This window comes from Sphingobium sp. IP1 (assembly GCF_002708645.1).
GTDB classification, from domain to species: Bacteria; Pseudomonadota; Alphaproteobacteria; order Sphingomonadales; family Sphingomonadaceae; genus Sphingobium; species Sphingobium yanoikuyae.
On record NZ_NOIW01000038.1, the window covers coordinates 1 to 18,805 of the forward strand.

An 18,805-nucleotide genomic window follows, 5' to 3' on the forward strand; every position below is an offset into this window, starting at 1 on the left:
GGACGGGGCTGGGCTGGGCGATCGCCTTCCATCTGCTGAATGGCATCGGTTTTGCCCATATATTGCCGGTCAGCCTGGCGCTGTTCACCCGCGCCGCGCCGCCGCGCCAGGCCGGGCTGGCGATCGGCCTTTATTATCTCGTCTTCTTCCTGGGCAATGTGCTGGTCGGCTGGGTGGGGGGCTTCTACGCCGGCATGCCGGCCACCGCCTTCTGGCTGCTGCATGCCGGGATTGCGGCGGGATGTGGTGCGATTTTCCTGATATTGACGCTACGGAAAGCGATTTTCCGGTCGGATTGACGCTTTTTTCACGTTCGACCGACGCCTGGCCTCACACTGGCCATGCCATTCCCCATGCTGCGAGCGCGGGCATCCGACGCGCGCCGACAGGAGGGAATGATGACTGCCGATTTCGATCCCGCCGATTTTGACGGCGACAGCGCGCTCGATACCGACATGGCCGGTTTCGACATCGACCCCAAGCTGCGGCCGGTGCGGCACCTGCCGCTGCTGGTGCAGGCCAGCGGCCGCTACAATTTCGTGCGCTCGCCGCGCTTTCCGATGCCGCGCGCGCTGCCCGGTGCGGTCGATCGCTTCGATGACGATATCAATGCGCTGACGCTCTACACGCGCGAGGAATTGCGGCTGGACGTCGATGGCCGCTATCCGCAGATGACGGTCAGCGGCACGCGCGCCGGCCCGCTGGGGCCAGTCGTCTGCTGGGTTGCGGCGCTGACCCGGACCGGGGCCAATCATTATAGCGGCCAGATCTGGTTCAAGGATGGCCAGGTCGGCGCCATCCCCCATACCCAGATCAGCCTCAAGGTGACGAAGAGCCTGCTGGCCGCCCAGCGCAAGGTGGAGGCGACCTTCAGCGGCGGCGGCGCAGCGAGCTTCGTGCGCACCTATCAGTTCAGCTCTGCAAACTTCCGCCCGGCCGAGTTCGAATATGACACGGTGGCCGGCGCGACCCGCGTGACGGAGATCGGTACGCACGATCATCCCAATCATCCCGCGACCATGGCCAGCGAGACGCTGAGCCTCGACACCGTCTATCGGCGGGCGGGATTCAACGTCAGTGATGCGCCCGGCAATGGTGCCATCCCGCTCGGTGCGGCCGGCGCCGACCAGCGCTGGACCGACCAGGAAATGCATGACGCGATGCAGATCTACTGGTCGCGCTTTGCCGACAAGCCGCAATGGTCGCTGTGGGTGCTGTTCGCCTCGCTCCATGTGCAGGGCAGCAGCCTGGGTGGCATCATGTTCGACGATATCGGGTCGAACCATCGCCAGGGGACGGCGATCTTTACCGACGCCTTCATCGCCAATCCGCCGGCAGGCGATGCCGATCCCGACGCCTGGGTGCGGCGGATGCGCTTCTGGACCGCCGCACATGAGGTCGGCCACGCCTTCAACCTGGCGCATAGCTGGCAGAAGTCACTGGGCACGCCCTGGATTCCGCTGGCCGACGATCCCGAAGCGCGCAGCTTCATGAACTATCCCTATGCGGTGGCGGGCGGCCAGGCGGCCTTCTTTGCCGATTTCGACTTCCGCTTTTCCGATCCCGAACTGCTGTTCATGCGCCATGGCCCCGAACGCTTCGTGCAGATGGGCAATGCCGACTGGTTCGACCAGCATGGCTTCTCGCAGGTGGCGTTGGACCCCAATGAGGAGTTCGGCCTGACCCTGTCGGTCAATGCCCGCGACAATCGCCTGCCCTATCTGTTGCCGCCGGTGGTCGAGATGGCACTGGTCAACCGTAGCGGCCGGCCCAAGCTGGCATCGGCGGCGCGCCTGTCGGAACGGGCGGGCCTGACCCTGATCATCAGCAAGGATGGTCGGCCCGCGCGCCAATGGTCGCCCTATTCGCGCCATTGCGGCGAGAGCCTGGAAATCATTCTGGGTCAGGGTGAGGCGCTCTATGACAGCGTGCTGGTCGGCGCCGGCCGCAATGGCTGGGACATGGCCGAACCGGGCCGCTACACCATCCAGGCGATGCTGGTCGTCGACGGCCGGGCCGTCATCTCCAACCCGCTGGAGGTGAAGGTGGAGCCGCCCGAAAGCCGCGAGGAAGAGCGGCTGGCGCAGGATATCTTCACCCCGGAAGTCGGCCAGGTGCTGGCCGTCAACGGTACGCGCGGGGTTGGGTCGGCGGTCGATGCGCTGCGGGCGGCCACGCGGATGCGCCAGCATCCGCTCGCGCGCCAGGCGGCGATCGCGCTCGCCGGCCCGCTGGCCGACGAATATAAGCTGCTGCAGGTGGATGAGCGGGCACGGCCCGGTGAGACCCCTGCTGCGGCCGCCCGCCGCATCGAGGTCTATGACGCCGATCTCAAGGAAGCGCGCCACCTGCTGGCGATCGCGACCGAGGGTAGCGCCGATGCCGCCGTCAATGCCGTCGGCCATACCCGCTTCCTGCGCGAGGCGGGCAAGCTCGCCCGCGCACTGGACTGTGGGGTTGCCCCGGCGCTGCGCCAGGCGGGGCTGGGCTTCGACGCGGTGCGCGCAGGTGATGTCATCGGTGGCTTCAACCTCGGCCAGGACATGCAGCGCATGCTGGCCCTCAAGGCGAACGGCCTCAGTATCTGATCCATGCAGGCGTATCGCCTGTCATGGCGGTGCGCCCCATCATTCCGAAAGGGGACCAACAATGTCGGAATTTCGCAAAATCACCATCGCACTCGAACAGGGATTCAAGGATGACAGCGTCCGTATCTCGATCGGCGATCGGCTGGTGCATTGGCTCGACCATGTGAAGACCCGCGCCAAGATCGGCGTCGCCCACACGCTGGAGCTCAGCCTGCCGGCCGGCAATGATCCGGTGCAGGTGGAATTGCCGAGCAAGGATGTGCGCATCTCGATCGAACCGGGGATGGGTGAGGCATGCTATTGGGGCGTGTCGGTCAGCCCGAACGGCAAGGCCATGTATGTGAAGCGCTCAGTCGAGCCCTTCGCTTATGTCTGATATGCTCCGTGCGGCGTTGATAGGGGTTTCCCTTATTGTCCTCGCCCTGCTTGTCATTACGGTCCCGCAACCTACTTTTGATCCGTCACGAACTATGGGGGTATATATGGCTGAATCCTACGACACCGACGCCAATTATGTCATCAAGCTGACCGACCCGGCCGACCCGGCCAAGGTCGTTGGCTATGCCTTTGTCGAGCAGGTCCATTATCTGGCCGCCGACGATGACAGCGATGATGCCAAGGCGGCGATCGCCGGCGTGGCCGGCCTGTTCACCGATGGGCCGGTTCTGGATGCGGTCGCCCTGCCGGGACAGCAGCGCGCCACTCGCGCCTATTTTGCCGAGATCGGGTCGGGCAAGGCCGACTTCGCCTGAGGCCGATCGCGCCCATGAAGATGTTCCGGTGCGGGGCGCATCGCTCCCGCCGTCCTGCCGACACCCTCGCACGGATCGCGCCTGTGGCCCGTGCGCTGGGTGTCACGCGGCTGGCCGACGTGACCGGTCTGGATCGCATCGGCATCCCCGTATTCCAGGCGGTGCGTCCCCTGTCACTTTCGCTGTCCGTGTCGCAGGGCAAGGGCGCCACGCCTGATGCCGCGCGCGTCTCCGCGCTGATGGAAGCGATCGAACTGCATCATGCCGAAACCTGTTCCGCCAGCAGCCATGGTATCGCGGAGGCCGACGAAGCCCGGCTCTGGAGCCAGATGGCGCGGGCCGACAAGCAGGGCGCATCCTTCGATCCGGCCCGACCGCGCGGCTGGGTCGAGGCGATCGACCTTCTGAGCGGCCGACCCATGCGGATACCCCATGGGCTGATGACGATGGATTTCACCGTGCCGGCCGAACCCGATCTGTGGCCCAACAGCAATGGGCTGGCATCCGGCAACACGCCGGCCGAGGCGCGCTGTTCGGCGCTGTGCGAACTGATCGAGCGTGAGGATCATGCCCGCTGGCTGGAACAGGGGTTGCGCGCGCGCCGGGCAAGCGCGATCGACCCGGATAGCGTGACCGATCGGCTGGGCCGCAGCCTGATCGCGCGGGTGCGGCGCGCGGGCCTGTCGCTATCCTTGTGGGACATGACCGGTCCGATCGGCGCGGCGGTGATCGGCTGCGCGATCACGGAACGCGGCGCCGCCCGCAGCGTGCAATTGCCGCCGGCAATGGGTGCGGGATGCCATCCCGATGCCGGCGTCGCACTCGCCCGCGCCATTTGCGAGGCGGCGCAGACCCGTGCCGCGCTGATCGCCGGCGCGCGCGACGATATCGATCCGGCGCGCTATCGCGATGCCGGGCAACAGCGGCAGGGCTTCCTGCTGGCGATGCTCGATTTCGCGCCGGCCACCCGGCCCTGGTCGGCGGTGCCCTCCTTGGCGCATGACGGGGCGGAGGATGATCTGGCCTGGCTGCTCGATCGCTGTGCGATGGTGGGGGCAGGGCCGGTCGCCTGTCATGACCTGACCCGGCCCGACCTCGGCATCGATGTGGTGAAGCTGCTCGTGCCGGCCTTTGGCGATCATGACCGGGCATCGCGCACGGGCGCGATGCAGGTGGCGATGGAGCCGGCATGAGCAGGCATGCGATCGTCTTTGCCGGGCCGAGCCTGGGCGGTTCCGCGATGGCCTTGCCCGATGGCGTCGCGTTGCGCGGGCCGGCGCGGCGCGGCGACATGCTGCGCGCCGCGATCGAACGACCGGCCGCGATTGGCCTGATCGACGGACTGTTCGAAACCACGCCATCGGTCTGGCACAAGGAAATCATCCAGGTGATGGCCGATGGGATCGCCGTCTATGGCGCGGCCAGCCTGGGCGCATTGCGCGCGGCGGAACTGGCGCCGTTCGGCATGGTTGGCATCGGCGCGATCGCGCAGGCTTACGGGACGGGGCAGATCGAGCGGGACGACGCGGTGATGGTCAGCCATGCGCCGGCAGAATTGGGCCATCGCGCGATGACGCTGGCGCTGGTCGATGCCGAACATGCGATCGCGCAGGTGGAGATGGCGGCCGGCGACCGTGCGCTGCTGCTGCGGCTGGCGCGGCGGATGAATTTCCGCGATCGCAGCTGGGCGCTGATTGGCGACGCCTTCCGGCAGGCGACCGGGCGCGACCTGCCACCGATCGATCAGGGGCTTAGCCTCAAGCGCAAGGATGCGGAGCTGTTGCTGCGGACGATAGCGGGGCCGGTGGCCGCGCCGCGTGTCGCGCCGCCGCCGCAAAGCTTCTTCCTGCGCAGCCTGCGCGCGGAGATCAGCGCGGCGTGATGCGCAATCCGGCCTGTTCCAGCCCGGTCAGGAACAGGCTGCGTTCGGCCGGCCCCTGCAGCGGCAGGAACTGGATCATGGTGTCGACCAGATCGGCGTCGCGGGCAGGGGCATCGCCCCGCCACAGGCTGGCGAAACGCTGGCGCAGCTCGTCGATCACCGGCGCGGCCCGCTTTGCGCCGCCCAGCATGCCCAGATTGGCGCCCCGCACCGCCAGATAATGGATCGATCGATTGCGGCCGATCTCGAACTGGGTTTCCGCCGCCTCATGCTCGCCCGACAGGGCATAGAGCACTGCGAGATCAGAGAAATATTCGTCCGACGGGAAGGGATTCAGCTCGAACGCGCGGGCGATCAGGCGCTGCGCTTCCTTCATCTCGCCCAGATGGACGAGGCCGAAGCCGATCTCGTTGATGCCATCGGCGTGAAAGGGGGTCAGGTCGAGCGCGGTCATGAAGCCCTGCATCGCCTGCTTCATGTCGCCGCGCCGCAAATAGCACCAGGCCAGGCGCGACTGCACGCCGCCATGGGTGGGTTCCAGCGCGACCGCACGGGTGCAGAGGTCGAAGGCGCGGGCGCGCAGCGGCGCAGCATCATGGCCCGCCATCAACTGCATGAAATCGGTGTTGTAGAGGCGCGCCAGTTGCAGATAGGCGTTGGTCAGGCGCGGCTCCAGCAGGATCGCGCGCTCCAGCAGGTCGGCACCTTCCTGCACCTCGGCCAGGCTGGCGGCGGCCAATATCTTGGCGCGGGCGGTGAAATAGAGCGGATAGGCGTCCGACCCGCTGGGCACGCGTCCTTCCATCAGCTTGCCGACATCGCGTTCGACCACCGGCAGGATGGCGCCGGCGATCCGGGCGACCAGATCGTCGATCGCGGCGAGCAATTCGCCCTGGCGCACGGTCAACTGGCGCGTCCAGACCAGGAAGCCGCTGTCGATCCGCGTCATGCGCAGGTTGATGCGCCAGCCATCGCCGTCGGCGCGGACCGACCCGTCCAGCGCATAGCTGGCGATCGAGGCGGGGGCGGCCGCCTTCATCCGCTCGGCCGATGGCGCGTCGACCGACAGGATGCGCAGGTCGCGCATGCCGCCCAGGGCGGTCTGCAGATCGTCATGGCAGATACTGGTGAGCAGGGCGCCGTCCGGGCCGCCATCGCCGATCAGGCTGAACGGCGCGATCACCAGGATCGGCGGCTCGACATTGGCCTGCGGGATTGTGGCGATGGCGGGCACGGCGGCCGCGCGCGGGGCGGGGGCGATCACCGATCCGACCGTCGTCAGTTCGCGCAGCAGCCTTTCGGTGTCGGGCGACACGCGGGCATCCAGATCGCGTTGCAGCCCGGTCTCCAACTGGCGGTAGCGGCGGTGGAGCGCGACATGGTCACCGGCCTTCTGGTCGAGCGCCATGCCGAGCCGGGCGATCCGTTCATCGCCGGTGTCGAGCCGCTGCAACTGAGTCAGGATCGCCCGGCGCAGGTCGAGCAGATCGTCCTGGCCATTGCGCTCGACGGCGTGCAGCACATCCTGAACGATGCGCTCGCGCCAGCGTTGCCGTTCGATCATCAGCCAGTCGTCGAAGCTGCGGTCCAGCCCCTCCAGCCCGTCCAGTATCGCGCTGCCCGCGCCATCCAGGATACGGGCCAGTCCGGCCAGGTCGTTGGCGGCGGCGCAGGCCAGTATCTCGCCCAGGTCGCTGGAAAAGCCACCCTCCGCCAGATGCAGGTCGCGCCGTTCGATATGGATGAGCGGGGCGGCCGGATGCGCGCGCAGGTCGGTCAGTGCCTGGCGCAGGCTGGCGCGCGCCTGCACCTCGCCCCGGTCGCTCCACAACAGGCCGACCAGCCGGTCGCGGCTGGCGCGGCGGTCGGGCTCCAGCGCAAGATGGGCGAGCAGGGCACAGGCCTTGCGGCTGCGCGGGCTATGGTCGCGTCCGTCCGCCTCGTCGATCAGGCGGAAATCGCCGAGCAATCGAAAGCGAAACCGAAGCTCGCCAGCCGCTGTCACCATCATGCCCTTTATTGCTGGCGGCCTGCAGTGCCGGGCCGCCGATCGATCCGCCCTAACACAGCTTGCTGAACAGGGCGACGGTCCGTTTAGGCTGCGTCACGATCCTGGGCCATAGCCAATTCAGCGGTCGAACAGCTTGATCTCCGCCAGCCGGATCGCCTTGCCCTGGGGCTGGCGCATCAGCACCCGCCACTGGCGCGCGGCGCGGCCGGCAAAGCGCAGGTCGGTCACGCCATTGGCGAGCGGCGCACCCTTGGGCGTCGCGACATCGCGCCACTGGCCATCGACCATGGCCTGCAGGCGATAGGATTGCGGCACGGCAAACTGCTTGCCGTCGGCGAAGAAGGCGAGTTCGGCGCGGCCGATGAACACTGGTTTGCCCAGGTCAACGGCATACCATTGGTTGGCCTCTCCGGGCGCGGAGGACCAGCCATTGGGCAGCTCGGGGAAGAACCAGGTGCGGCCGTCGATCGCGTCATGGACATTTTCGGGGGCGGTGTTGCTGGATGCGCTGCCGATGGGGAACTGGCTGCGCACCAGTTGCACGGCGCGGTTGATCGGCCGGGCGACGGGCGCATTGGCGACGCGCGCCACCGGCAGCTCGATCCGGCCCAGCGTTTCGCGCCGGGCGACTTCCTTGCCGTCGACCTCGACCGACAGGCCCTTGCCACGGCCATAATGGCTGCCGTCCGCGTCCCAGGTCACGGCGATGCGATGGCCATGATAGGGTACGTCCTGCGCCCGGAACCAGGCCAGCGCCTGCGGATCGCCGGCATCGGGGATCAGCGGGTTCACCTCCAGCACGTCGTCGGCGCGTGGGCGGATGCCGACCAGACCGCCCAGGATCAGGTCATTATAGCCCGAATGGAAATAATGATGGCTGCGGTCCAGGCCGACGATCGGCTTGCCGGTTTCGGGATGATAATCCTCCTCCAGATCGAGCCGGTCGCCCTGATAGTGGAGCGCGGTATATTGGCGCAGCAGGCGCATATAGTCGCTGCGGGTGACCGGGCCGCGGCGGCTGTGATGATCGAGCAGATTGGCCATGGCGATCAGCACCTGTGTCGTCTGATAGGGCCAGATCGGGCCGTTCCACTGGCATTCGGGCGCGTCGCCCAGATAGCGATATTGCCGCATATAATATTCGTAATTCGCTTCGACCGTGCGCATGCCCGCTTTGCCGGCGAGCGAGGCGGGGTCGAGCAGATGCGCCCAGGCGCCGGCATATTTGGCTTCGTCCGGGACCAGGTCGAACATCCAGGGGAGGTAGCCGACCAGTTCGCGGTTGCGGATCGGATCCCAATATTTGACGTGCGGATTCTTGCGGCTCTGGTGCCGGTCGATGAAATGGCCGAGCTTCTCGCTCCACAGGTCGGCAAGGACATGATCCTTCAGTGCCTGCGCGCGGGCTTCATATTCCTGCGCCATGGCGGTGTCGCCGGCCATGGTCGCCATCTTCGCCAGCGCGCGGGCATTGGCATACATGTAGCTGTTGACCGAGGGGCGGAAGGCGTCGCCGCCCCGGAAGCCGTCCTTGCCGCCCGAGGCGTCGATCGAGGATACGGTATATTCGGTCGCGTCGAGCAGCGGTTCGACGAAATAGAGGCCCTTGTCGAAGTCGAACTTCTCGTCCCACAGGCGATAGATGTGGCGCATCACCGGCAGATGTTCGAGCACGCCCGCCTTGTCGCCATCGATCAGGTAACGGCCCCAGACCGAGTCCGCCATATAGTCGGTGAAGTGGCGGTCATTGCCGCCGCGATACATGAATCGGATATAATCGTCGGCAAAGCGCCGATCGTTCAGCCAGCGTCCTTCGGCTAGGTGAAAGCCTGTCGCGTCGTTGAGGCTGGCATAAGGATGGCGCTGCCAGTCGACATCGTCGAAAAATTCGGTGGTGATGTACCCTTCTTCGCCCAGATCGCGCTGATGCCCGCGATAGAGCTGCCAGCGATAATAATAGACGGCGTCGATCTTCGGGTCGGCGGATTCGAAGAAGGGGATGCGATCCTGATACCAGGGCGCGTCATTGCCGAAGCGCTGCACCGCGATGGCATGGGTATCGAGGCCGGCGGAGCGGGGAGGGGGCGAGGCGGCGCCCATGTCGATCATGGCAGCCCCTGCCAGCAGAAGCATCCTCATCGCGCGCATCGTCCGTCTCCCTATATCCTGAAACAAATATGGCGGCCGTTCCGGGGAGTTGGAGAGGGTTCCCGGAACGACCGCCATGAAAATGGGGCGCAGCGAGGAGACGCCGCGCCCCATCGGGCACTCAGTCAAACTTGAAGCGGACACCCAGAGCGAAGGTCCGATCAATCAGCAGCGTGCTGGAGTTGAACTCCGTCGGATTGCCGACATCGCCGAACTTGTAATAGTTCTGCTGCTTCGCCTTGGTGATGTTCACCGCGTCGAAAGTGACGCCGATATCGTCATTGACGTTCCAGGTCAGCTGGAAGTCCAGGCTCTTTTCAGGCGCGCGCCACATGCCGATCGGGTTGGCGAAGGAGCGGCCTTCATTGTTGTTCAGGAAGCCCTTGCGCCAGATGTAGGACAGGCGGGCACCGACCGGGCCGCTGTCATAGGCCAGCGTCGCGTTATAGGACAGCTTCGACACGCCGAAGAAGGCCGACTTGGTGGTGCCGGTGATCTCACCTTCATTGTTGACGACCGGGATCGTCTGTTCGGAATCCAGGATCGTTGCGCTGCCGGTGAAGCCCAGGCCGTCGAGGATCGACGGCAGATAGGACGGGAAGTAGGTCAGGCCCAGTTCCACACCCTTGAGCGTGCCGTTCGAGGCGTTTTCTGGCCGGGTGATGTTGAAATATTCGGTATAGGTTTCGTTGCGCGGCAGATAGTTGTTCGGGATGAACTCACGCACGGTCAGCGGCACGACCAGGCCGTCGATCTTGCGACGGAAAGCGGTCGCATAGATGGCGCTGTTGCGTTCGAAATACCATTCGATCGCAAGGTCCATATTCTTCGAATGGGTCGCACGCAGATTGGCATTGCCCGATGAACCCGAGCCAAAGCCGATGCGGGAGAGATCGCCCGTCAGCGCCAGATTGGGGTTGAGGTCGCCAAAGGCCGGACGGCGCAGCGTTTCGCCATAGTTGAAGCGGATACGCAGATTGTCGGTCAGATTATAGCGCGCGGTGAAGGACGGCAGGAACTTTTCCGAACCGGTCGATACGGTGGTACGCGCGAAATTATTGCCGCGGTCGAAATAGTCATACAGCGTGTCGATCGCAACGAAGCGCACGCCAGCCTGAAGCTGCAGCGGGCGACCGAAGATTTCGACTTCGCCATCGGCCATGACATAGGCGGCCAGATTGGTTTCGTTGATGCCGAACACATGGCCGAAAGTCATTTCGTCCGACAGCAACAGACCGGGGGCTACGGAGCGATAGAGGCTGCGGACAGCATCCTTGTCCATGCTGCGCGGGTCAGCCAGCACCCAACTGGTCGGGATGTCGGCGCGTCCGTCGAAGAAGCCGCTGTTGGTGAAGGGGGTGCCCTGGCTGAAGGCCGCCAGCGTCATGCCCGGCAGGCCGCCGGCGCCCTGATCACGGACGTAGGAATCGGCGTTGCGATCATCGAAGCGGAAGCCGGCCTTGATGCGACGCAGGAAGCCTTCGTCCCATTTATATTCGCCGTCCAGCATCATGGTCAGGGCGCTGCCGGTGTTCTTGGTGCCGCTGTCGAACAGGTTGCCGACGGTCCACTGGCTTGCATCGGTCAGCACGCCCTGATTGGCGAAGCTGTAGGCCGGCAGGCCGCCACCCGCGTTGAAATCGACGTCGATGTCGAGCGGGCCGCGATCGGTACGGATAGCGAAGAAGGAGGTTTCGTTCTTGCTGTCCTGATAGGCGATGTCTGCGACGATCTTGCCGCGCTCGCCCACGTCCCACTTGGCGTTCAGCGCATACACATAGCTGTCTGTCTTGTTGGTCGCCATGTCGCCGCTGTTGAAGCCAGCGACTGCGCCCATCTGGCGCGACTTGATGATGTTGGTGCCATCATAGAGTTCGAAGCTGTTGGCCACGTCGGCGGGCAGGTTGCCCCACCAGTCGGCGAAGCTGAAATGCAGGCTGTTGAAGGTTTCCCCACGGAAGCCGGTGTAGAACACCTCGGCGGTGTAGACCGAACTGTCATTGGGCGCCCACTGGAGCGCAGCGTTGACCGACGGACGCTCGCGCTTGCCGTAGAGGTCGGACGCGATGACGGCGTCACGCGACAGATAATAGGGCGTTTCGACGCCGTTGATGTTGAGTGTCGAACCTGGTGCGGTCGGCAGGCCGGCGTCGAGGCCCGGCGTCCAGTTCTCGTTGGTCGCGCCAGGGAAGATACGCTGCAGCGGGGTCAGGCCCGAACCTTCGGGCGGATTCTCGGTGGCGAAGGGCACCATGGCGCCGGCCTGGAGATTCTGGTTGCGATAATGGGTACGGGTGTAGCTGCCGTTGATCAGGAAGCCGATGTCGCCGATGCCGGTTTCCCAGCGATCGCTGACCAGCAGCGCGACGTTCGGATTGAACTTGTCTGCCAGCTCCGAATAGACGCCGCGCGCCAGGCCGGAAATGGTGAAGCCATCGAAGTCGAGCGGGCGACGGGTCTGGACGTCGATCTGGCCGGCAAGGCCGGTTTCAAGCTGATCGGCCGAACGCGTCTTGTAGACATCGACCTGCTTCACGAGGTTGGCCGAGATGTCTTGCAGGGCGAAGGACGTGCCGGCTGCAGTGAAGATGTTGCGGCCGTTGAGGGTGGTCAACGGGTCGGTCAGGCCGCGAATGGTGATGGTCGCCGCTTCGCCGCCGGCGCGGTCGGTGACCTGGATACCGGTTACGCGCTGAAGCGCTTCGACGACATTATTGTCAGGCAATTTGCCGACGTCTTCGGACACGATCGAATCGACGATCTGGGTCGATTCCTTGCGGACGTTCAGGGCGCCGACGATCGACGCGCGCACGCCGGTGACGACGATATCTTCGGTCGGTGCGTCCTGTGCGATGGTCTGCGGAGCGGCGTCGGTCTGCGCGAAGGCGGCGCCCGACAGGGTCAGCGCGACAAGCGACGCAGAACAGAGTGCGATCGGCCGGATAGCCATTTTCAAGTCCTCCCCAAGGGGCTGGCCCGTTGCCATGCCCACGAATTACTCGGACTAATTATTTCCACATGCTGAGAAGCGCAAGTGAAATATTGGGTCGGGGTTGCGCTACGTGGCACCCATGTTGCAAATTTGCCGCAGGGATTTTGGCCCGGTTTTTCGGGTGTTTCAGGCTATAAAAAGCCGAAAGGCCATGGGCTTGCGCGGCTTTTGGCGGCGCGAGCCCATGGCCCTATTTGTCAGACTCGGCGAGTCGCGCTCAGTCGGCGTACCATTGCGTGCGCGGGTCCTTGCTGCGCGCGAGGCCGATGCGGCCGTCGATCGCGGCAAGATGCTTGCCGGCGACGGCGATGGTCGCGAAGCGCACCGTTCCCTGGGCCGCATCCTCGAACCGGACGAACTGGCTACGCAGCGCGAAATCGGCACTGCGATCATCCTTCATCAGGCTGACCGTGCCGTCCTTCGCCGCGACCAGATAATGGTCGGGCAGCAGGATGGGGGAGAGCATCACGCTCTTCGCGCCGGCGCGGCCGGGCGACTGGCGGAACTGGGTCTGGGCGAGCGCGGGATTGCCTGCGATCAGCTCCGTGCCCTGATGGGCCAGCAGCGCCTTGGGATCGGCAGCCGAGACGAAGCGCTCCGGCATGGCGCCATTGCCCACGGGCACGCCGAAGTCCGGTGTGCCGTCGGCCTGGAAATAGAGGCGCTGGACGCGGGTGTGGCGGTCGGGGTTGAACAGCGGGTCGCCCTGGATCGCCTCATAGTCGCGGCCATGATAGACGAGGATGTCGCGGCCCTTCTCGTCCACGGTGAAGCTGTTGTGGCCGGGGCCATAGACGCTGGTTTCGGTGCAGGTCTTGAACACCGGCTGGGGCGACTTGGTCCAGCTCTTGGGATCGAGCAGGTCGGCATTCTCGTCCGCGGTCAGCATGCCCAGGCAATAGCGCGCGTCGGTGGCGCTGGCCGAATAGGTCATGAACAGGCGGCCATTGCGATGCAGGACGGCGGGGGCTTCGGCCACCTTGTAGCCGCGCACTTCCCAGTCGAGCGTGGGCACGGTCAGGCGGGTCGCCTTGCCGGCCAGCTTGAGCGGCGATTCGAGCTTAGCGATGTAGAGATTGCTGTTGGTGTTGATGCCCGGTTCCTTCTGGGCCCAGGCGAAATAGCGCACGCCCTTATGGACGAAGCTGGTGGAATCGAGGTTGAAACTGTCCCAGGGGGCCTGGAATTCACCCAGCACGCTCCACTTGCCGGTCATCGGATCGGCGCCGTCGCACACCACGGCATAGGTGCGGATGCGGAACACGTCGTCGCCGCCGCCGCTCGGGCCGGCAGCGAAATACATATACCATTTGCCGTCGATCTGGTGGAGTTCGGGCGCCCAGATGAAGCCGGAGCGTGGGCCGCTCGCCTCATGGCGCCACAGCACGGCTTCCTCGGCCGTGGCAAGGCCGGCCAGCGTCTTGGAACGGCGCAGCACCAGCCGGTCATATTCGGGCACCGATCCGGTCATGTAATAATAGCCGTCGTCGTGCTGGAAGACCTGCGCGTCGGCGCGCTGCTTGACCAGCGGATTGACCGGCACCGGGGCAGTAACGGCCGGAGCAGCGGCGCCGGCGCGCGCCGCGATCGGCGCGGCCGACAAGGCGGCGGTGCTGGCAAGGAAGCCACGGCGGGACAGGGCGAAATTCATTCTTCTCTCTCCTGATGCCGCGGCGGGACGCGGCGATAGTCAGACAATTGGATCAATAATCGGCAACAGGCCAGCCGTCAGCCCCCCAGCGCACCGGGGCTATGCGCAAGGTGGGGGCGCCGTTCGCCTGTTTGTCATAGGCATGGTAGACGACATAATCCTTGCCGTCCTTGTCATGCAGCCAGCCGGCATGGCCCGGGCCACGGAAACGCTGCTGCTCCTGGAGGTCGGCGCGCAGGAAGATGCTGCCGCCGCCTTCCATCAGCGGGCTGCCATCCTTGCCCAGATAGGGGCCGGTGATAGCCTTCGAACGGCCGATCACGGTGTAATAGGTGCTGTTCACGCCCTTGCAGCAATAGTCATAGCTGACCATCAGCCAATAATAGCCGCCATGATCGACGATGAAGGGCGCTTCCACCGGCGCCGGGCCGCCGGCGGGGGCCGGGCGACGCGCGATCGAATAGGGCTTGGCCTTGGGCTCCTTGGGCTTGCCGGTCCTGGGATCCAGCTCGAACAGCTTGATCCCGGTCCAGAAGCTGCCCAGGCTCAGCCAGTGGCGGCCATCGCGGTCGATGATGAAATTGGGATCGATGGCATTATAATCATCCTCCCTGGTCGACATGACGACCAGCCCCTCGTCGCGCCAGCCGAAATTCTTCGCCTTGGGGTCCAGCGTCGGGCTGGTGGCCAGGCCAATCGCCGAACGGTTCGATCCGAAGGTCGAAACCGAATAATAGAGGCGATAGCGGCCGTTCACATAGGAGATGTCGGGCGCCCACATGCCGTTGCTGCCGGGTATCGCCTGCTTGGCCCAGTCGGGCAGGGCGGTGAAGACGGGCTTGCCGGCGGTCCAGTGGACAAGGTCGGGCGAGGTCCGCGTCTCGATCAGCCGGTCGCCATGGCCGGTGCTGAAGACATGATAGGTGCCGCCTTCGCGGATGATGACCGGATCATGGGTGGGGACGAGGTCGCCGGTCAGCCGGTCGTTGAGCGTGGTGGCGGTCGGCGCAGTCGGTGCCTGCGCGATCGCGCTGCCGGCCAGCAGGGCAAGGCTTGCCAAGGTGATGATGGTCTGCCGCATCTGCCGGCCTCTCCCCAAATTATCGAAAACGAAAAATGGGCGGGCAGCCCCGAAGAGCCGCCCACCCAGTTGGCGAAAAGCCTTATTGCAGTTCGAGCACGACCACCGACTTGGGCGGTAGCGCGACGGTCAGCGTGCCGCCGCTGACCTGTGCGCCGGTGAAGGCGACGGGCTTGACGGTTTCGGGCGCGTCGAACGTGTTGTGCGAATTGATCGCCGACGCCGTCAGGATACGACCGGTGACGCCGCTGGCGCTCAGGCCATCGAGCTTCACGGTGACGGTGTTGGTCTGGTTCGGGTCGAGGTTCGACAGGCCGACATGAACCTTGCCGTCCTTGCCCTTGACCGCCGAGCCGCTGACCGCCGGCATCGTGTATTGATCCTTCGCATACCAGGGCGTCTGGATGTCGATCGGCAGCACGGTGGCGTCCTGCCAGGGCTTGTACATCTCGAAGACATGATAGGTGGGCGTCAGCACCATCTTCTTGCCGTCGGTCAGGATCATCGCCTGCAGCACGTTCACCATCTGCGCGATCGCGGTCATGCGGACGCGGTCGGCATGCTTGGCGAAGATGTCGAGATGGATCGAGGCGATCAGCGCGTCGCGCAGCGTGTTCTGCTGGCGCAGGAAGCCGGGATGCGTGCCCGGATCCTGGGCATACCAGCTGCCCCATTCGTCGACCGCCAGGAAGACGCGCTTCTTGGGATCGTACTTGTCCATGATCGCGCTGTGCTTGGTGATCAGCTCGTCCATGTGCATCGCGCCGTTGAGCGCGTCGGCCCAGCCATTTTCGTCGAAGTCGACGGCGGGCGCACGCGGCGGCCAGCCACCGGCGGGATGAACATAATAATGGAGCGAGACGCCATCGAGCTTGTCGCCCGCGACGCGCATCATGGTTTCGGTCCAGTTATAGTCGTCGACATTGGCGCCGGCGGCGACCTTCATGATCTTGGTGCCGGCGGGCGCCTTGACGAAGGTGGCGTAACGACGGGTTTCGTCGGCGGCGAATTCGGGGCGCATGTTGCCACCGCAGCCCCACAGCTCGTTGCCGATGCCGAAATAGGGAACGGCCCAGGGTTCCTTATGGCCGTTCTTGGCGCGCAGTTCGGCAAGGCTGCCGGCGGGCGCGGTCATATATTCGACCCATTCGGCCATTTCCTGCGGCGTGCCATTGCCGACATTGCCGGCGATATAGGCTTCGGCGCCGACCTGGCGCAGCAGCTCGAAAAATTCGTGCGTGCCCACGGTGTTCGGTTCGGTCACGCCGCCCCAATGGGTGTTGACCTTGACCGGGCGGTCCTTCTTCGGGCCGATGCCCTCACGCCAGTGATATTCGTCGGCGAAGCAGCCGCCGGGCCAGCGGATCACCGGCACCGACAGGTTGCGCAGTGCGGCCACGACGTCGTTGCGGAAGCCGTTGGTGTTGGGGATGGACTTGTCGTTGCCGACCCACAGGCCACCATAGATGCCATTGCCCAGATGCTCGGCGAACTGGGTGAAGACGCGCTTGTCATAGACGGCGCCGGACTGGTCGGCATGGATCGTCGCCGTGGTCGGCTTGCCGCCGGTCTGGGCGTGCGCGGCCGGCGCGAGCGCGGTGGCGCACAGCAGCAGCGCGGCCGTGGTGCGGCGCAGGGCTTTCAACATTCCTCTCTCCTCTCGAATGTCAGTCGTGAAATGCGTCGGTGGTTTCCCGCTTGCCGCGCAGGAAGGCGTCGGCAACCAGGCGCAGCGGGTCGGTGTCGACATCGCTGCGGCCACCGCGGATCAATGTGGCGAAGCGGCTGTAGAGGCCGGCATATTCGATATCCTCGCCATGTTCGGTGCCGCTGGGCAGCGACAGCACGGCGCCGCCATGGCTGAGCTTCAAGGGGCCGGCATCGGTTTCGACGATGATGTCCCAGCTTTGCGGGCCGGTCTGGCGCCAGTCGAGATCCATGTGGATTTCGGCGCCCGCGGTGTCGCGGAACAGCATGTCGGCGGCGATCGGCGCTGCGCGGTTTTCCGGCAGCACCAGGGTCGCGTCCTTCAGGAAGAAGGGGCGCGGCAGGATATGGGTCGCGATCGACAGGGCGTTGATGCCGGGATCGAACACGCCGAGGCCGCCGGGCTGCCAGATCCAGGCCTGGCCCGGATGCCAGACACGCACATCCTCGCGCCAGATGATCGACACCTTGTCGATCCGCCGTTCGGCGAGCCAGGCGCGGGCCGGAGCGACGCCGGCGGCAAAGCGCGAATGCCAGGCCGCGAACAGGCTGGCCCCGACCTTGTCGGCACGGGCGCTGAGCGCGGCCACTTCAGCCAGGGTCGCGCCGGGCGGCTTTTCCAGGAAGACATGGATGCCCTTGGCCAGGGCCTGCGCCGCCAGGTCGTAACGGACCTGGGGCGGGGTGCAGAGCGCGACCGCATCGACGGCCGGGCCCTGTTCCAGCAATTCGTCCAGGCTGGCATGGTGCGGCACGCCGTCCAGCCCGGCATCATGCGGGCTGACCGTCGCGGCAAGACTGAACGCGCTGTTCCCACGGATGGCGGGAACATGCTGGTCGCGTGCAATCTTGCCGATGCCGATGATCGCGATGCGGATCGGGTCCATCGCTTCAGAGCGCCTGTACGGTCACTTCGACAGGTTCGGCGCGCTTGAGCGCATTGCGCACCGGCAGGGTGAAGGGCGCGGCGATGATTTCGAACACGTCGCCTTCCTGCGTCTGCACGCCGTCGCTGAAGGACAGAGTGGCGGTGCCGAAGAAATGGACATGGACGTCGCCGGGGCGGCGGAACAGATCATATTTGAAATGATGATGTTCCAGGTTGGCGAAGCTGTGCGACATATTGCCTTCGCCCGACAGGAACGGCTTTTCCCAGATGGTCTGGCCGTCGCGCAGGATGCGGCTGGTGCCCTCGATATGCTCGGGCGGGGTGCCGACCAGCAGTTCCGGGCCGAGCGAGGCCTGGCGCAGCTTGGAATGGGCGAGCCACAGATAATTGTGACGCTCGGTCACATGGTCGCTGAACTCGTTGGCGAGCGCGAGGCCGAGGCGATAGGGCATGCCGTCGGGGCCGATGATGTAGATGCCGGCGATTTCCGGTTCCTCGCCGCCATCCTTGGCAAAGGCGGGCATGGTGAGCGGATCGGTCGGGCCGACGAGCTGTGAGCCGTCACCCTTGTAGAACCATTCGGGCTGCTGGCCGGTCTGGCCAGCGGCGGGCTTGCCGCCCTCCAGCCCTTCCAGGAACATGCGCATCGAATCGGTCTGCTTTTCGACGGCGGCCGCCTCGCGGTGCATCTTGTCGCGACCCTCGGCCGAGCCGAGATGGGTGAGGCCGGTGCCGGTCAGCTGGATATGGGCGCCATCCTCATGGTCGATCGGGGCGAGCAGTTCGCCGGCCTCGAAAGCGACACCGATGTTGACAGCATCACCCTTGCCTGCGGCGGCGGCCGCTTCGGCCAGGCTGATCTTGCGGTCGATGGCATGCAGCGCGAGCGCGCGGATGCTGTCGAAACCGGGAACGAAATGGGCGGTGTCACCTTCGGCCGCGATCACGGACCGGACGCCATTTTCGGCGCGGTGCTGCAACAGACGCAATGTCATGAAAAACTCTCCTCCCGCGCGCCGATCCGTGGCGCTGGTATTGGCTAGACAATCCCGCTTTGCGCCATGCTGGCGCGCTGCCTGGAAAGGTCGGGCAATCAGCCGAATG

The 18,805-nt window shown here is 65.3% G+C and carries 13 protein-coding genes and 1 pseudogene; 6 read left to right on the forward strand and 8 right to left on the reverse strand.

Annotated features, from left to right (window positions below):
- The 6 genes and pseudogenes from CG471_RS14550 to CG471_RS14575 all read left to right on the forward strand — a co-directional run.
- Positions 1–299, forward strand: a pseudogene (locus tag CG471_RS14550) (MFS transporter); the annotation flags it as partial.
- A 96-nt stretch (positions 300–395) separates the two neighbouring features.
- A complete protein-coding gene (locus tag CG471_RS14555; protein WP_257211555.1) occupies positions 396–2,588 on the forward strand; it encodes a hypothetical protein in 2,193 nt (730 codons plus the stop codon).
- A 61-nt stretch (positions 2,589–2,649) separates the two neighbouring features.
- A complete protein-coding gene (locus CG471_RS14560; protein WP_004208507.1) occupies positions 2,650–2,964 on the forward strand; it encodes a hypothetical protein in 315 nt (104 codons plus the stop codon).
- 106 nt (positions 2,965–3,070) lie between these two features.
- A complete protein-coding gene (locus CG471_RS14565) occupies positions 3,071–3,340 on the forward strand; it encodes a hypothetical protein (protein WP_004208506.1) in 270 nt (89 codons plus the stop codon).
- Between the two features lie 14 nt (positions 3,341–3,354).
- Entirely contained in the window at positions 3,355–4,533 is a 1,179-nt protein-coding gene (locus tag CG471_RS14570) for a YcaO-like family protein (protein WP_099232308.1), read from the forward strand.
- Positions 4,530–5,222: a TfuA-like protein gene (locus CG471_RS14575; RefSeq protein WP_099232309.1), complete on the forward strand. Its 693-nt coding sequence runs from the start codon at positions 4,530–4,532 to the stop codon at positions 5,220–5,222. Before CG471_RS14570 ends, CG471_RS14575 begins: the two co-directional genes overlap by 4 nt.
- Here CG471_RS14575 and CG471_RS14580 read toward each other — a convergent pair.
- The 8 genes from CG471_RS14580 to araD1 all read right to left on the reverse strand — a co-directional run bounded on the left by CG471_RS14580 (position 5,209) and on the right by araD1 (position 18,696).
- A complete protein-coding gene (locus CG471_RS14580) occupies positions 5,209–7,233 on the reverse strand; it encodes a trifolitoxin synthesis, TfuA (protein WP_099232310.1) in 2,025 nt (674 codons plus the stop codon). The genes CG471_RS14575 and CG471_RS14580 overlap by 14 nt on opposite strands.
- Before the next feature lie 117 nt (positions 7,234–7,350).
- The gene (locus tag CG471_RS14585; RefSeq protein ID WP_257211556.1) at positions 7,351–9,372 is read right to left on the reverse strand and encodes a discoidin domain-containing protein; all 2,022 of its coding nucleotides are present in this window, start codon (positions 9,370–9,372) and stop codon (positions 7,351–7,353) included.
- Positions 9,373–9,502: 130 nt separating this feature from the next.
- Positions 9,503–12,331, reverse strand: coding sequence for a TonB-dependent receptor (locus CG471_RS14590; protein WP_099232312.1), 2,829 nt, complete (start codon positions 12,329–12,331; stop codon positions 9,503–9,505).
- 259 nt (positions 12,332–12,590) lie between these two features.
- Positions 12,591–14,024 carry a glycoside hydrolase family 43 protein gene (locus CG471_RS14595; protein WP_099232313.1) on the reverse strand — a complete coding sequence of 478 codons (1,434 nt, stop codon included), beginning with the start codon at positions 14,022–14,024 and terminating at the stop codon, positions 12,591–12,593.
- A gap of 52 nt (positions 14,025–14,076) precedes the next feature.
- Positions 14,077–15,105: an arabinan endo-1,5-alpha-L-arabinosidase gene (locus tag CG471_RS14600; RefSeq protein WP_099232314.1), complete on the reverse strand. Its 1,029-nt coding sequence runs from the start codon at positions 15,103–15,105 to the stop codon at positions 14,077–14,079.
- A gap of 82 nt (positions 15,106–15,187) precedes the next feature.
- Positions 15,188–16,753 carry an alpha-N-arabinofuranosidase gene (locus CG471_RS14605; RefSeq protein ID WP_099232315.1) on the reverse strand — a complete coding sequence of 522 codons (1,566 nt, stop codon included), beginning with the start codon at positions 16,751–16,753 and terminating at the stop codon, positions 15,188–15,190.
- 19 nt (positions 16,754–16,772) lie between these two features.
- Positions 16,773–17,699 (reverse strand): Gfo/Idh/MocA family protein, encoded by a 927-nt coding sequence (locus CG471_RS14610; protein ID WP_004208497.1) that lies wholly within the window; start codon positions 17,697–17,699, stop codon positions 16,773–16,775.
- 4 nt (positions 17,700–17,703) lie between these two features.
- Positions 17,704–18,696, reverse strand: a complete 993-nt coding sequence (gene araD1 / locus CG471_RS14615) for an AraD1 family protein (protein WP_099232316.1) — start codon at positions 18,694–18,696, stop codon at positions 17,704–17,706.
- Positions 18,697–18,805: the final 109 nt, after the last annotated feature.